The following is a 13,693-nucleotide window of genomic DNA, read 5'->3' as shown; positions in this document are numbered from 1 at the left end:
CCTTTCCTCATTTTCGTTGGCTGGTTCGGGCCGGCTCGGAGAACAGCCGGCCCAGGCCGGGCCGGGATGGCGGCTCGGCCTGTGGCCCGGCGGCGAGGCGCAGGCCCTCCCAGACGCTCACCTGATTGGCGGTGAGCACCGGCTTGCCGAGCCGCGCCTCCAGCTCGTCGAGCCAGGCCACGCTGTGCAGCGCGGTGTCGGGCACCAGCACCGCCTCGGCGTCCGGGTGGTCGTTGGCCGCGACGAAGTCGAGCACCTCGTCCCGGCCGAGGGTGCCGACCTCGGCGGCGGTGACGATGCCGCGGCAGGACAGTGCGACGACCTCGATGTCGGCGTGCCCGAGGAACTCGACGAAGCGCTCGGCCACGTCGGCCGGGTAGGTCGCGGCGACCGCGACCTTCCGCAGCCCGAGGTGACGGGCCGCGTTGACGAACGCGAAGGAGGTGCTGGAGGCCGGCACGCCCGCCGCCTCCTGGACGCCCTTGACCTGCTCGGCCGCGCCGTCCCAGCCGAACACGAAGCTGCCGCTGGTGCAGGCCCACACCGCGGCCCGCACGCCCTTCTCGCGGAGCGCGCGGGCTCCTTCGGCCAGCACCTCGGGGCCGCCGATGTCGAGCAGCGCGTCGACCCGGTGCGCGTCCTCGCGCATGACCGTGTGGACCACCGGCAGCCGGCCCTCCGCGCCGAGGATCCCCTCGATCACGGGGTAGTCGTCCTCGGCGCTGTAGCCGGGGTAGAGGAAGCCGGCGATCGGCCCCATCGATCCTCCGTCCGGGCCGTCAGCGGAAATATTGTCAACAAATGTACCATTTGTCATGAAACTAGCCCTCCGATCAGGCGGCCGTGGGGCGGGTGAGCTGCACCAGCCACTGGTCGGAGCCGGCGGCGGGCCGGCCCATCGCGCGCAACGCCGAGCACATCGTGACCTGGTTGGCGGTGAGGACCGGCTTGTTCAGCATCTTCTCCAGCGGCGCGATGATGTCGTAGGTCGGCACGTTGGTGCAGCTGATGAAGACCGCCTCGGCGTCGGGCCGGTCGACGGTGGACACGGCGTTGACGATCTCGCCGTACCCGACCTTCCAGATGTGGCTGAGCAGCCCCATCCCGACGGACGCCACCACCTCGATGCCGTGCTCCGCGAGGAAGGAGATCAGCCGGCTGGTGACGCTGTCGATGTAGGGGGTGACGACCGCGATCCGCCGTGCGTTGAGCAGCCGTAGCGACTCGACCAGGGCGCCCGAGGATGTGGTGGCGGCGGGCGCGCCCGCCCCCAGCATCGTCTGGGTGAGCGTCCGCTCGCCCTCCGCCCCGCGGATGAAGCTTCCCGAGGCGCAGGCGTACGCCACGGCGAGGGGTTCGGGGGCGAGCACATCGCGGGTCGCCTGCCGGACGATCGGCTGCTCGGACAGCGCCGTGGCCATCTCGACGGTCACCGGCACCGGGACGTAGGGGAGCCGGGTCATGAAGAGGGACACGTCGTCGGGCGTCCAGCGCCACAGCTCACGGTCGAGGGCGAAGTCGAACGGCGCGACCACCCCGATGCCGTGCTGCGCCAGCAGCTCCGGGCCGACGACCAGCTTGGGGTCGAAAGTCATTCGGGCCGCCGCTCAGGACTCGTGCCGGCGGTAGACCAGGCGTTCCCCGACCGCGCCGGAGCGCCAGACGTCGTTGCACGCCTCGGCCATCCGGTCGAGGCCCTCGACGATCGTCGCGTAGACGTTGCCGACCACCCAGCCGACATCACCGTTGAGCAGCAGGTTGTTGCGGCCGTAGAAGATCGCGAGGTCGATCACCCCGGGCAGCTCGTGGATCCCCTTCTCCTCCTTGAACCCCCGGTCGAGCATCCCCCCGGGGAACGAGAAGTAGACGACGTCGCCGGGGATCGGGGTGACGGTCGGGTTCTCCTGCCCCACCTCCTCCGGGGCGAAGCGCTCCACCATCGTGTAGACCTCGTTGCGGGCGTACTTGGCGTGGTAGGCGTCGCCGAGCAGCGGCAGGGCGTTCCAGACGGCTTCGCAGGTCCTGGGTGCGTCCTTTTCAAGTAGTTCCGCGACGCAGGATACGCCGCGCCGTTCCAGTGAGATGGACATGAACTTCGGCATGCCGGGCCTCCCCGTGCACAGGGGCGGGCGATGTGATCGCCCACCCGAGAGGACTCTTCGTTCGAGCGCCTTGGGACCCGTCCTGGCCTGAGGGAACGGTTGCGACGGTCTTGCAGCACGTGATCAGCGTGGTCACCTGGCTCTATGCGGCCACGCTGATTGTTGACAATCCTACGAACGCTTCCTAGCGTGTCAATGCCTTGGGAGATGCATTCCCGTTAACTCGGCACTACGGAAAGTGACACTGATGGAGCAGGAGCGGTCAGATCCAGGCGGCACTCGGGGCTCCCGTCCCAGCGTGTTGGTGCTGCGGGGCGATCACGAGCCGCCCGGCATGGGCCCGGTGGAGCAAATGTCAAATGTCCGTTATGTCCGAGAAAAAGAGTTGGAAACGGCGCTACCGGACGCCGAGATCCTGTTCATGTACGACTTCTGGTCCGAGGCGCTGCGCCGGGCGTGGCCCGCGGAGGGCGGGCCGGGCTGGGTGCACATCGCCAGCGCCGGCGTCGACCGGCTGCTGTTCCCCGAGCTGGTCGAGTCCGGCACGGTGGTCACCAACTCGCGCGGGATCTTCGACGAGCCGATCGCCGAGTACGTCCTCGGCCTGGTCCTGGCCTTCGCCAAGGACCTGCACACCACGCTGCGGCTCCAGGCCGAGCGGACCTGGCGGCACCGCGAGACCGAGCGGCTCACGGGCGCCCGCGCCCTGGTCGTCGGGACCGGGCCGATCGGCCGGGCGATCGGCCGCCGGCTCGGCGCCGCCGGGCTGCGGGTCGGCGGCATCGGCCGCACCGCCCGCGCGGCGGACCCCGACCTCGGCGAGGTGCTCCCGATGGAGCGGCTCGGCGAGGCGCTCGCCGAGGCCGACTACGTGGTGCTGGCCGCGCCGCTCACCGACGCGACCCGTGGCATGATCGACGCCGCCGCGCTCGCCCGGATGCGGCCGGGCGCGCGGCTGATCAACGTCGGCCGGGGACCGCTGGTGGTCCAGGACGACCTGGTCGAGGCGCTGCGCGCGGGCACGATCGCCGGCGCCGCGCTGGACGTCTTCGTCGACGAGCCGCTGCCCACTCCCTCGGCGCTCTGGGACCTGCCCAACGTGATCGTCTCCCCGCACATGTCGGGCGACGTCGTCGGCTGGCGGACCGACCTGGTCCGCCTGTTCGCCGACAACCTCGACCGCTACCGGCACGACCAGCCGCTCCGCAACGTCGTCGACAAGCGGCTCGGCTACGTCAGCTCCGCCTCCACGCCCGTCCCGCACGCAGATCAGAGGGGATGACGATGTCAGGCGCCACCACGTCCACTTCGTCCACCGACACCGCTTCGTCCAGCGACACCGCGATCGCCGACCTGAGCGCGACCGAGCTCGCGGCGGCCTACCGCTCCGGGCGGCTCTCCCCGGTCGAGGCCGCCGAGGCCGTGTTCGAACGGATCGACCGGGCCGACCCCGCGGTGAACGCGTTCTGCCTGATCGACCCCGAGAGCGCGCTGACCGCCGCCGCCGCGTCCGCCGAGCGGTGGCGGCGCGGCGAGCCCCGCGGCGAGCTGGACGGCGTGCCCGTCTCGATCAAGGACGTGCTGATCACCCGCGACTGGCCCACCCTGCGCGGCTCCCGCTCGGTCGACCCCGCCGGGCCCTGGACCGAGGACGCGCCCTCGGTGGCGCGGCTGCGTGAGCAGGGCGCGGTCATGGTCGGCAAGACCACCACCCCCGAGTTCGCCTGGAAGGGCGTCACCGACAACCCCCTCGACGGCATCACCCGCAACCCCTGGGACCCCTCCCGCACGGCCGGCGGGTCCAGCGGCGGCGCCGCCGCGGCCGTCGCGGCGGGCATGGCGCCGCTGGCGCTCGGCACCGACGGCGGCGGCTCGGTGCGCATCCCCGCCTCGTTCACCGGCACGTTCACCCTTAAGCCGACCTACGGCCGGATCCCGCACTTCCCGGCGAGCCCGTTCGGCACGCTCGCGCACGTCGGCCCGATCACCCGGACGGTGGCCGACGCCGCGCTGCTCATGGACGTGGTCTGCGGCCACGACAGCCGCGACTGGTCGGCGCTCCCGCCGCCGCCCGGCTCCTTCGCCGCGGTGGACGTCGACGACCTGCGCGGGCTGCGCGTGGCGTTCAGTCCGACGCTCGGGTTCGCCTCGGTCGACCCGGAGGTCGCCGGGCCGGTCGCCGCCGCGGCGCGGGTCTTCGCCGACCTCGGCGCCGAGGTCGAGCTGGTCGACCCCGGGTTCGCCGACCCGGTCGCCGACTTCGAGACGCTGTGGTTCGCCGGCGCCGCCAAGGTGGTCGAGCACCTGACCGCCGCGCAGCGCGCCGAGCTCGACCCCGGGCTCCGGGAGATCTGCGAGCAGGGCGCCCGGTACTCGGCGAGCGACTACCTGGAGGCGACCGCCGGCCGGATGGAGCTCGGCCGGCTGATGGGCCGGTTCCACGACGAGTACGACCTGCTGCTCACCCCGACCATGCCGATCGCCGCGTTCGAGGCGGGCGTGGAGGTGCCGCCGGGGAGCGCCTCGCCGCGCTGGACGAGCTGGACCCCGTTCACCTACCCGTTCAACATGACCCAGCAGCCGGCGGCCAGCCTGCCCTGCGGCTTCACTCCGGCGGGGCTGCCGGTCGGCCTCCAGGTGGTCGGCCCGCGGCACTCCGACGCGCTGGTGCTGGCCGCGTGCCGGGCCTACGAGCGGGCCCGGCCGTGGCACGGCGCCCGTCCGGCGCTTCCCCGGACGTAGGGGCGCCGCCGTTGCGCGGGGTCCCCGGAGTGTCTAGTGTCCCGAACAAGCATCTGCTTGTCTTCCGGGAGGCCCCGTGCGCCGCGGCATCTACCTGCTCGAAGAGGTCGAGTTCCACCCGATGAACTCGCGCAGGCCGCTGGAGTACCTGCGCTGGCTCACCGCCTACAAGCAGGAGGACGACCGGCTCGCCGAGGGCGCGCACGAGCTGACCGAGGGACTGTCCATCAGGTCCCGCGACATCGACCTGGTGGGCGCCTTCTACGCGGTCGGCATCACCGGCCACCCGCAGTTCAAGGTGGTCACGCTCTGGGACTGCCACGGCGGCTGGGAGGGCGGCTGGCGGCAGATGCTGGAGATCTACGACGACGTCCAGCAGAACCTGTTCCTGTCCGACATCGACGACCTGCGGCACGGCGCGTTCTCCCGCCCGCTCGGCGCGGCCCCCGGCGGCCCGGCCCTGGCGGACCTGGTCGCCGAGGGCTACGCCGCGCCGCTGTACCTGTTCGAGAGCGCCCAGGTCCGTCCCGGCGCCGCGCTCGACTACCTGGCCGCGGTGCGCGAGGAGCGGGCCCCGGTCCTCGCCGAGCACGGCCACCGGCTCGCGGGCGCCTACGAGGTGCAGTTCTGCGACACCGAGGTGGTCACGCTCTGGGGCACCGGCATCGACGCCCACCTCGGCCTCCAGCGGGCCCGCGACGCCGCCCTCGGCCTGGACGACGGGGTCGAGCCCGACCACCGCCTGCTGAGCTGGCGCAAACGAGCCCGCGAATACCTCGACGGCCCCTGGCGCGAGACCCTGCTCAGCCCCTACCCCGGGAGCAAGCTGGCGCCTCGGTGACCGGCCGCCGGGGCTGCTCGCGGGCTACTCGAGCTCTTCGCGCCGGCGCTGCTCCCTGCGGAGGCGCTTCTCCTCGCGGCGGGCCTTGCGCTTCACACTGACGCCGCCCCAGAAGGAGAAGCCGGAGACGATCACCCGGGGGGCGCCGGCGGCGCCGGGGCCGCTGGCGTCGTGCTCGAAGCCGCCCATGATCCCGATGCCCGTGACGTGCACGGTGAGGTCCTCGGGGGCGATCACGTCGATGCCGCCCATGACGGCGAAGGCGCGGATCCGCACCTCGTTCTCGCTGAACCGGGCCTCGCGCAGGTCGATCTTGCCGCCGCCCCAGAAGGCGAAGGCGGTGAAGACCGCCGGGACGTTCCAGACGCCCTGCCGCTTGAACTCGGCCATGACGGCGACGCCGCTCTTCCATGAGGGGGCGTCGGGGACCGGGGCGAAGCCGGGCGCGCGGCCGGTGACGGGGACGGACGGGCCGGGGGAGCCGGCCGCCGGCAGGTCCCGGGTGACGGGCTCCAGGTCGGCGTAGGTCTTGGCGGCGTAGACCAGGTCCAAGCGCTCGTCGAGCTCCTCCAGCGTCAGCCGTCCGTCGCCCGCCGCGTCCCGCAGGATCTGCGCGACACGGTCACGGTCGGTGTCGGACGCGCGCATCTCGGGCGGGTTGGGGGAGTCCGCCCGATCGGGGAGGTTCGTCATGGACCGAGCCTAAAGCAGCCGGGGCGCGGCGGGGAGCCGCCGGTCCAGGTCGTCGCGGCGTGTCGCGGCCGGTACCGGCGGCGGGTCAGGCCCGGGGGCCGGCGGCCCGGTCGCGGCGCTCGTTCCAGGTGGCGATCTGGGTGCGCGAGTTGAACCCGAGCTTGGCCAGGATGTGCTCCACGTGCGAGTCGACGGTCCGCTTGGCGATGATCAGCCGTTCCGCGATCTCGCGGTTGGACAGGCCCTCGGCGACCAGCGCGGCGACCTGCCGCTCGCGGACGGTCAGCGGGTCGGCGGCGGGCGCGTCGGCCGCCCCGGGCGCGGCGTCGGACGCGGTCTCGCCGCGGGCCAGCGCGATCGCCTCGGCGACCGACAGGCCCGCGCCGCGCCGCTTGGCGTCCTCGAACGGCCGCCGCGGGAGCCGCCGCAGCACCGCCCGCTCGGACGTCGCGCGCCGCTGCATGTAGTGCGGCCCGTACTGGCCGGACGCGCCGAGCGTCCGCCACATCGTGTCGGTGGCGCCCAGCAGCATCGCCGCCCGCTCGTTCTCGCCGCCCACCACCGAGGCCGGGGTCAGTAGGTCGAGGGCGAGGGTGATGCCGAGCTGGTCGCCGAGCGACTCCTTGATGCGCAGGCAGGCCAGCAGGTCCTGGACGGCCTTGTCGTGCTCGCCGAGCCACCAGTGCGCCGCGCCCCGGGCGTAGAGCGCGAACGAGTGGTTCCAGCACTCTCCGGTCTCCTCACCGCCGCGGACGGTCTCCTGCGCGACGGCCAGGGCCTCGTCCTCGAGGCCCTGGAGCAGCAGCACCGTCGACAGGTGCGGCCCGGTGAGCAGCGCGAGGGGGTCGTTGTAGCCGATCTCGTCGAACGCGGCGCGGGCCTCCTCCAGATGCGCGCGCGCCTCGTCGAGGTGCCCCTCGAACAGGGCGATCAGGGCCTGCCCGTGCAGCGCGTGCGCCCGCAGCTCGTCGTCGCCGGCCTCCAGCGCGGCGGCGAACAGCGGCCGGGCGTAGTCGGGCTCGCCCTGCTGGACGGCGACCATCGCGGCGCCGTAGCCGACCACGGCGCGGTCGCGCGGGGAGGCGGAGGCGATCCCCAGCGCCCGCTCGTGCCAGCGCCGCGCCTCGGCGAACAGCCCCAGGCACATCCAGTAGTGCTGGAGGACGATGGTCAGGCGCAGGCCGGTGGCCTCCTCGTCGGGCGAGGACAGCGAGTACTCCAGCGCGACCCGCAGGTTAGCGTTCTCGTCGCGGAGCCTGATCAGCCAGCCGAGCTGGTCGGCGCCGAGCGCCGCGTTGCGGGCCTGCACGGCCAGGTCGAGGTAGTGGTCGCGGTGCAGGCGGCGCAGCGCCGGGCCCTCGCCGAGCTCGGCGAGCCGCTCGGCGCCGTACTCGCGGATGGTGTCGAGCATGCGGTAGCGGCGGCCGTCGCGCTCGCACAGCACGATCGACTTCTCCACCAGCCGGCCCAGCACCTCGAACAGCCCGTCGGCGGCGACCTCGTCACCGCCGCAGACGCCCTCGGCGGCGGTCAGGTCGAAGTCGCCGGGGAAGACCGAGAGCCGCGCCCACAGCGCCTGCTCGTCGGGGGTGCACAGCTCGTGGCTCCACTCGATCGCGGCGCGCAGCGTGCGGTGCCGGTCGCGGCCCGCGCGGCTGGTGCCGAGCAGCCGGAACCGGTCGTCGATCCGCGCCTCGAGCTGCTCGACCGACATGGTGCGCAGCCGCACCGCGGCCAGCTCGATCGCGAGCGGGATGCCGTCGAGCCGGCGGCACAGCCGGGTCACCGTGTCGCGGTTGTCGCCGCTGAGCGCGAAGCCGGGCGCCATCGCCTCGGCGCGGTCGGCGAACAGCGCCACCGCGTCGTCCTCGCCGGGGCCGCCGGAGACCGGCAGCGGCTGGATCATCAGGTTGTGCTCGCCCATCACGTCGAGCGGCTCGCGGCTGGTGGTCAGGATGCGCAGGCCGGGCGCGGCGCGCAGCAGCACCTCCGACAGCAGCGCGCACCCGTCGACGAGGTGCTCGCAGGTGTCCAGCAGCAGCAGCAGCCGCTTGTCGGCCAGATGGTCGGAGAGCCGGTCGAGCGGGGCCCCGGCCGTCTGGCCGGGGAGCTGGAGGGCGTCGGCGACGGTGCGCGGCAGCAGCTCGGGCTCGTGCAGCGCCGACAGCTCGACCAGCCACACCCCGTCGGCGAACGAGCGGCGCAGGTCGGTCGCCAGCCGCACCGCCAGCCGGGTCTTGCCGACCCCGCCGACCCCGGTGAGGGTCAGCAGCCGGGTGCGCGCCAGCACCTGCTTGGCCTCGGCGAGTTCGCGCCGCCGGCCGATGAACTTGGTCACCTCGGCCGGCAGGTTGCCCGCGCCCGCCTTCTCAGCCAGAACCGTCACGGCCACCTCGATCGGAACGTGGGGAGCGTACATATCGTATGCCGGAGTTCCGGTCGGGACAGGGGGCTCGCGGGCAACACCCTCAGCCGGCCGGCTCCAGCCGCACGACGACCGACTTCGACGTGGGGGTGTTGCTGACCTGGGCGGTGCTGTCGAGCGGGACCAGCACGTTGGTCTCGGGGAAGTACGCGGCGGCGCAGCCGCGCGCGGTCGCGTACGCGATGGTCCGGAATCGCTCGGCGCGTCGCTCCACCCCGTCGGACCACTCCGACACCAGGTCGACCATCGCGCCGTCCGCCAGCCCGAGCGCCTCCAGGTCGCCCGGATGGACGAAGACCACCCGGCGGCCCGCCTTGACGCCGCGATACCGGTCGTCCAGCCCGTAGATGGTGGTGTTGTACTGGTCGTGGCTGCGCACCGTCTGCAACAGCAGCCGGCCCTCCGGGACCCGCAGCACCTCGAGCGGGTTCGCCGTGAAGTTGGCCTTGCCCGTCGCGGTGGGGAACCTCCGCTCGTCGCGCGGCGCGTGCGGCAGCGTGAACCCGCCGGGCTCGCGCACCTTGGCGTTGTAGCCCTCGAACCCGGGCACGACCCGCGACACGTGGTCGCGGATCACGTCGTAGTCGCGCTCCATCGCGGCCCAGCCGATGGACGAGCCGGCCAGCGTGGCGCGGGCCAGCGCGCACACGATCGCGACCTCCGACCGCAGCCGCGGGGACGCCGGCGCGAGCCGTCCGCGCGAGGCGTGCACCATGCCCATCGAGTCCTCGACCGACACGAACTGCGCGCCGCCCGCCTGCACGTCGCGCTCGGTGCGGCCGAGCGCCGGCAGGATCAGCGCCTGCTCGCCGGTGACCGCGTGCGAGCGGTTGAGCTTGGTGGAGACCTGCGCGGTCAGCCGGCAGCCGCGCATCGCCGCCTCGGTCACCGCCGAGTCGGGGGTGGCGCGGACGAAGTTGCCGCCCATCGCGAAGAAGACCTTGGCCCGCCCGTCGCGCATGGCCCGGATCGCGTCGACGGTGTCGAGGCCGTGCTCGCGCGGCGGCTCGAACGCGAACTCCTCGGCCAGCGCGTCGAGGAAGGCGGGGGCGGGCTTCTCGTAGATGCCCATCGTGCGGTCGCCCTGCACGTTGGAGTGGCCGCGCACCGGGCAGACGCCCGCGCCGGGACGGCCGACGTTGCCGCGCAGCAGCAGGAAGTTGACCAGCTCGCGGATCGTCGGGACCGAGTTGCGGTGCTGGGTCAGCCCCATCGCCCAGCACACCACGATGCGGTCCGCGGCCAGCACGTCGCCGAGCGTCGCGGCGATCTCGCCGCGGGTCAGCCCGGTGGCCTCCAGCACCTTGTCCCAGTCGAGCGCCCGGACGTGCTCCTCGAACTCCGCGAACCCGGCGGTGTGCTCCTCGACGAAGGCGCGGTCGACCGCGCCGGGGGCGTCCGACTCCAGCAGCATCCGGTTGAGCGCCTGGAACAGCGCCAGGTCGCCGTTCAGCCGGATCTGGAGGAACCGGTCGGCGAGCCGGGTGCCCCGCCCGGCCAGCCCGCCGGGCCGCTGCGGGTTCTTGAACCGGATCAGTCCGGCCTCGGGCAGCGGGTTGACCGCGATGATCCGGGCGCCGGACTTCTTGGCGCACTCCAGCGCGGACAGCATCCGCGGATGGTTGGTGCCGGGGTTCTGCCCGACGACGAAGATCAGGTCGGCCTGGTAGAGGTCGTCCAGCAGCACCGAGCCCTTGCCGACGCCGAGCGTCTCGGTCAGCGCCGACCCCGACGACTCGTGGCACATGTTGGAGCAGTCGGGCAGGTTGTTGGTGCCGAACGCGCGGACGAAGAGCTGGTAGGCGAACGCGGCCTCGTTGCTGGTGCGGCCCGAGGTGTAGAAGACCGCCTCGTCGGGGGAGCCGAGCGCGTTCAGCTCGGCGGCGACCAGCGCGACCGCCTCGTCCCACCCGACCGGCTCGTAGTGCTCGGACCCGGTCCGTTTGATCATCGGCTCGGTCAGCCGGCCCTGCTGCCCGAGCCAGTGGTCGGACCGCCCGGCCAGCTCCGCCACGGTGTGCCGGGCGAAGAACTCCCGGGTGATCCGCCGGGTGGTGGCCTCCTCGGCGACGGCCTTCGCGCCGTTCTCGCAGAACTCGGCGACGTGCCGGTGGTCGCCCTCGGGCCAGGCGCAGCCGGGGCAGTCGAACCCCTTCTTCTGGTTGACCCGCAGCAGCGTCAGCGCGGTGCGGCGCACCCCCATCTGCTCGTAGGAGTCGCGCAGCGCCGCGGCGACCCCCGGGACGCCGGCCGCCCAGTCCTCGGGCGCGGTCACCTCCAGCGCGGCGTCGTCGAAGTCGTCCTGCGGCGCCTCACGGCTCATCACGCACATCCTCGGGGTCGGGGCGGGGCCTGGTCCCACTGTCGCACGTCGCGGGCGGCGCTCACGAGGTGCGGGCCGGCCGGCCGGTCCGCGTGGCGACCTGCGTGCGCGAGCTGACGCCGAGCTTGGCCAGGATGTGCTCCACGTGCGAGTCGACGGTCCGCTTGGCGATGATCAGCCGTTCCGCGATCTCGCGGTTGGACAGCCCCTCGGCGACCAGCTCGGCGACCTGCCGCTCGCGCCGGGTCAGCACCGTCACCGCCGACCCGGGCGGCGGCGGCAGGTCGGGCGCGCGGGCCGGGTCGAGGGCGAGGGCGATCGCCTCGCCGACCGGCAGGGCGCGGCCCGCGTCCTGCGCGGTGCGCAGCCGCTCGTCGCCGAGCGCCGCCCGCGCCGCGTCGACCCCGGCGTCGCGCAGCCCCGCGTAGTGCGGCCCGCGCTGGATCGGCGCGCGCAGCGCCTGCCACATCCCGGCGGTGGCGCCGGCGAGGACCGCGGCCCGCTCGTACTCGTCGCGGGAGACCGCGCACACCATCAGCAGGTCGAGGCACATCGTGGCGGCGACCTGGTCGTTGAACGCCTCCACGATCAGCAGGCTCTCGCGTGCGTCCCGGGCGGCGGCGTCGATCGCGCCGCCCAGGTAGTGCGTCGCGCCGCGCATCCACAGCGCGAACGCGCGGGCCCACTGCTCGCCGGTCGCCTCGCACGCCGCCAGCCCCTGCTCGCAGGCGCGCAGCGCGCCGTCCAGGTCACCGAGCAGGGCCAGCGCGGACCCGAGGTCGGTGTAGATCGTGAGGGCGTCCGGATCGCGGTGCCCGTCGCGCTCGTAGATCGCCTGCGTCTCGCGGTAGCACCCGAGCGCCTTCTCGATGTCGCCGGCGTAGAACGCCGAACGGCCGCGCTCGTGGACGGCGTGCGCCCACAGGTCGGCGTCGCCGAGCGTGCCGGCGGCCTCGGCGGCCTCGGCCAGCAGCGGCCCGGCGTCGGCCAGGTCGCCCTGGAGGACGGCGAACAGCCCCACCCCGTACGCCGTCCAGCCGCGTTCGGCGGTGACGCCCGTCGTGGCCGCCAGCACCCGCTGGCACCAGTCGCGCCCCTCGTTGAACTGGCCGGTGGAGTACCAGTAGTGCCGCAGCGAGGCGGCCAGCCGCAGGCCCGAGGACGCCTCGCCGGGGGTGTTCAGCGTCCACTCCAGCGCCGCCCGCAGGTTGGGGACCTCGGCGCGCAGCCTGCGGGCCCAGCCGAGCTGGGCGCCGCTGAGCCGCGCCTCGGCGGCGCGTTCGGACAGCGCGGCGTAGTGCCGGTGGTGCCGCCGCGCGTGTCCGTCGCGCCCGCCGGACTGCTCGAGGAGCTCGGCGCCGAACTCGCGGATGGTGTCGAGCATCCGGTAGCGGCCCCGCGTCCGCTCGTACCGCACCACCGACTTCTCGACCAGCCGCGTCAGCACGTCGAGCAGATCGTGGGCGGGCACCGTGGGGTCGAGCGCCGTGGGGTCGAGCACCGTGGCGTCGGGCACCGTGCCGTCGGGCACCGTGCCGTCGGGGGCGTCGTCGGCGGGAGGGACGGGGGCGTCGGCGCAGACGTGCTCGGCGGCCTCCAGGTCGAAGTCGCCGGGGAACACCGACAGCCGCGCCCACAGCGCCTGCTCGGCGGTGGTGCACAGCTCGTGGCTCCAGGCGATCGCGGCGTGCAGCGTCTGGTGCCGGTACTGGCTGGTGCGGGCCGTGCCGAGCAGCCGGAACCGGTCGTCCAGCCGCTGGTCGAGCTGCTCGATCGACATCACCCGCAGCCGGACGGCCGCCAGCTCGATCGCGAGCGGGATGCCGTCGAGCCGGTGGCACAGCCGCGCCACCGCCCGCCGGTTGCCGGGGGTCAGCGCGAAGCCGGGCTTCATCGCCGCGGCCCGCTCGGCGAACAGCCGCATCGCGTCGCCGTCGGCTTCGCCGTCGGAATCCCCGGTGCCGGTGTCGGTGCCGGCGTCTGCGCCGGCGTCTGTGGGGGCGTCCTCGGGGGCGGGAGCGGGAGCGGGGAGCGGCGACACCATGATCGTGTGCTCGCCGATCACGTCGAGCGGTTCGCGGCTGGTGACGATGATGCGCAGCCGGGGCGCGGCGCGGGCCAGCACCTCGGCGAGCGTCGCGCAGGCGTCGATGAGGTGCTCGCAGGTGTCCAGCACCAGCAGCAGGTGCCGGTCGGCGAGATGGTCGGCGAGCAGGTCGAGCGGGTCGCCGGAGTAGCCGCCGGGCAGCCGCAGCGCGTCGCCCACCGCGCGGGCCAGCGGGCCCGGCTCGCGCAGCGCCGACAGCTCGACCAGCCACACCCCGTCGGCGAACCGGCCGCCGAGGTCGGCGGCGGTGCGCAGCGCGAGGCGGGTCTTGCCGACCCCGCCGACCCCGCACAACGTCACCAGCCGGGACCGTTCGAGCGCGGCCTTCACCTCGGCCAGGTCCTGGCGCCGCCCGATGAAGCTGCTCACCTCGGCGGGCAGGTTGCCCGCGGGGCGGGCATCGGGGGAACCCGCCGCCAGTGATGTCGTCATGGCCACCTCGGGGTCGGGGGCCCGCGGA

10 protein-coding genes are annotated in these 13,693 nt (G+C 73.8%); 3 read left to right on the top strand and 7 right to left on the bottom strand.

Translation table 11 applies throughout. The features are described 5' to 3' along the window. Window positions 1–7: 7 nt before the first annotated feature. The 3 genes from QP090_RS20915 to QP090_RS20905 all read right to left on the bottom strand — a co-directional run bounded on the left by QP090_RS20915 (window position 8) and on the right by QP090_RS20905 (window position 2,090). A complete protein-coding gene (locus QP090_RS20915; RefSeq protein ID WP_285940803.1) occupies window positions 8–760 on the bottom strand; it encodes a maleate cis-trans isomerase family protein in 753 nt (250 codons plus the stop codon). A gap of 73 nt (window positions 761–833) precedes the next feature. Beyond that, a complete protein-coding gene (locus tag QP090_RS20910; protein WP_285940802.1) occupies window positions 834–1,595 on the bottom strand; it encodes a maleate cis-trans isomerase family protein in 762 nt (253 codons plus the stop codon). Between the two features lie 12 nt (window positions 1,596–1,607). After that, window positions 1,608–2,090, bottom strand: coding sequence for a DUF3830 family protein (locus tag QP090_RS20905; RefSeq protein WP_285941389.1), 483 nt, complete (start codon window positions 2,088–2,090; stop codon window positions 1,608–1,610). Window positions 2,091–2,349: 259 nt separating this feature from the next. Between QP090_RS20905 and QP090_RS20900 the strand changes: the two genes are divergently transcribed. The 3 genes from QP090_RS20900 (at window position 2,350) to QP090_RS20890 (ending at window position 5,685) form a co-directional block, all read left to right on the top strand. Beyond that, a complete protein-coding gene (locus QP090_RS20900; RefSeq protein ID WP_285940801.1) occupies window positions 2,350–3,384 on the top strand; it encodes a D-2-hydroxyacid dehydrogenase in 1,035 nt (344 codons plus the stop codon). Between the two features lie 2 nt (window positions 3,385–3,386). Next, window positions 3,387–4,844, top strand: coding sequence for an amidase (locus QP090_RS20895; protein WP_285940800.1), 1,458 nt, complete (start codon window positions 3,387–3,389; stop codon window positions 4,842–4,844). 76 nt (window positions 4,845–4,920) lie between these two features. Then, window positions 4,921–5,685, top strand: a complete 765-nt coding sequence (locus tag QP090_RS20890; RefSeq protein ID WP_285940799.1) for a hypothetical protein — start codon at window positions 4,921–4,923, stop codon at window positions 5,683–5,685. 24 nt (window positions 5,686–5,709) lie between these two features. On the opposite strand, the gene QP090_RS20885 is transcribed toward QP090_RS20890, so the two are convergent. From QP090_RS20885 to QP090_RS20870, 4 genes are all read right to left on the bottom strand, one after another. Beyond that, window positions 5,710–6,378 (bottom strand): DUF1707 domain-containing protein, encoded by a 669-nt coding sequence (locus QP090_RS20885; RefSeq protein ID WP_285940798.1) that lies wholly within the window; start codon window positions 6,376–6,378, stop codon window positions 5,710–5,712. A gap of 85 nt (window positions 6,379–6,463) precedes the next feature. Further along, window positions 6,464–8,764 carry an ATP-binding protein gene (locus QP090_RS20880; protein ID WP_285940797.1) on the bottom strand — a complete coding sequence of 767 codons (2,301 nt, stop codon included), beginning with the start codon at window positions 8,762–8,764 and terminating at the stop codon, window positions 6,464–6,466. Between the two features lie 82 nt (window positions 8,765–8,846). Beyond that, the gene (locus QP090_RS20875; protein WP_285940796.1) at window positions 8,847–11,126 is read right to left on the bottom strand and encodes an FdhF/YdeP family oxidoreductase; all 2,280 of its coding nucleotides are present in this window, start codon (window positions 11,124–11,126) and stop codon (window positions 8,847–8,849) included. 61 nt (window positions 11,127–11,187) lie between these two features. Beyond that, entirely contained in the window at window positions 11,188–13,665 is a 2,478-nt protein-coding gene (locus QP090_RS20870) for an ATP-binding protein (RefSeq protein WP_285940795.1), read from the bottom strand. Window positions 13,666–13,693: the final 28 nt, after the last annotated feature.

Source organism: Actinomadura xylanilytica (assembly GCF_030283145.1).
In the GTDB taxonomy this organism is placed as follows: domain Bacteria; phylum Actinomycetota; class Actinomycetes; order Streptosporangiales; family Streptosporangiaceae; genus Spirillospora; species Spirillospora xylanilytica.
This window is presented reverse-complemented; position numbering and strand designations above follow the sequence as displayed.

Excerpts from the sequence above, each read along its gene's own strand:
- QP090_RS20895 (WP_285940800.1), top strand. The coding sequence starts at position 3,387 with ATGTCAGGCGCCACCACGTCCACTTCGTCCACCGACACCGCTTCGTCC.
- QP090_RS20910 (WP_285940802.1), bottom strand. The coding sequence starts at position 1,595 with ATGACTTTCGACCCCAAGCTGGTCGTCGGCCCGGAGCTGCTGGCGCAG.
- QP090_RS20870 (WP_285940795.1), bottom strand. The coding sequence starts at position 13,665 with ATGACGACATCACTGGCGGCGGGTTCCCCCGATGCCCGCCCCGCGGGC.
- QP090_RS20915 (WP_285940803.1), bottom strand. The coding sequence starts at position 760 with ATGGGGCCGATCGCCGGCTTCCTCTACCCCGGCTACAGCGCCGAGGAC.
- QP090_RS20885 (WP_285940798.1), bottom strand. The coding sequence starts at position 6,378 with ATGACGAACCTCCCCGATCGGGCGGACTCCCCCAACCCGCCCGAGATG.
- QP090_RS20875 (WP_285940796.1), bottom strand. The coding sequence starts at position 11,126 with ATGAGCCGTGAGGCGCCGCAGGACGACTTCGACGACGCCGCGCTGGAG.
- QP090_RS20900 (WP_285940801.1), top strand. The coding sequence starts at position 2,350 with ATGGAGCAGGAGCGGTCAGATCCAGGCGGCACTCGGGGCTCCCGTCCC.
- QP090_RS20905 (WP_285941389.1), bottom strand. The coding sequence starts at position 2,090 with ATGTCCATCTCACTGGAACGGCGCGGCGTATCCTGCGTCGCGGAACTA.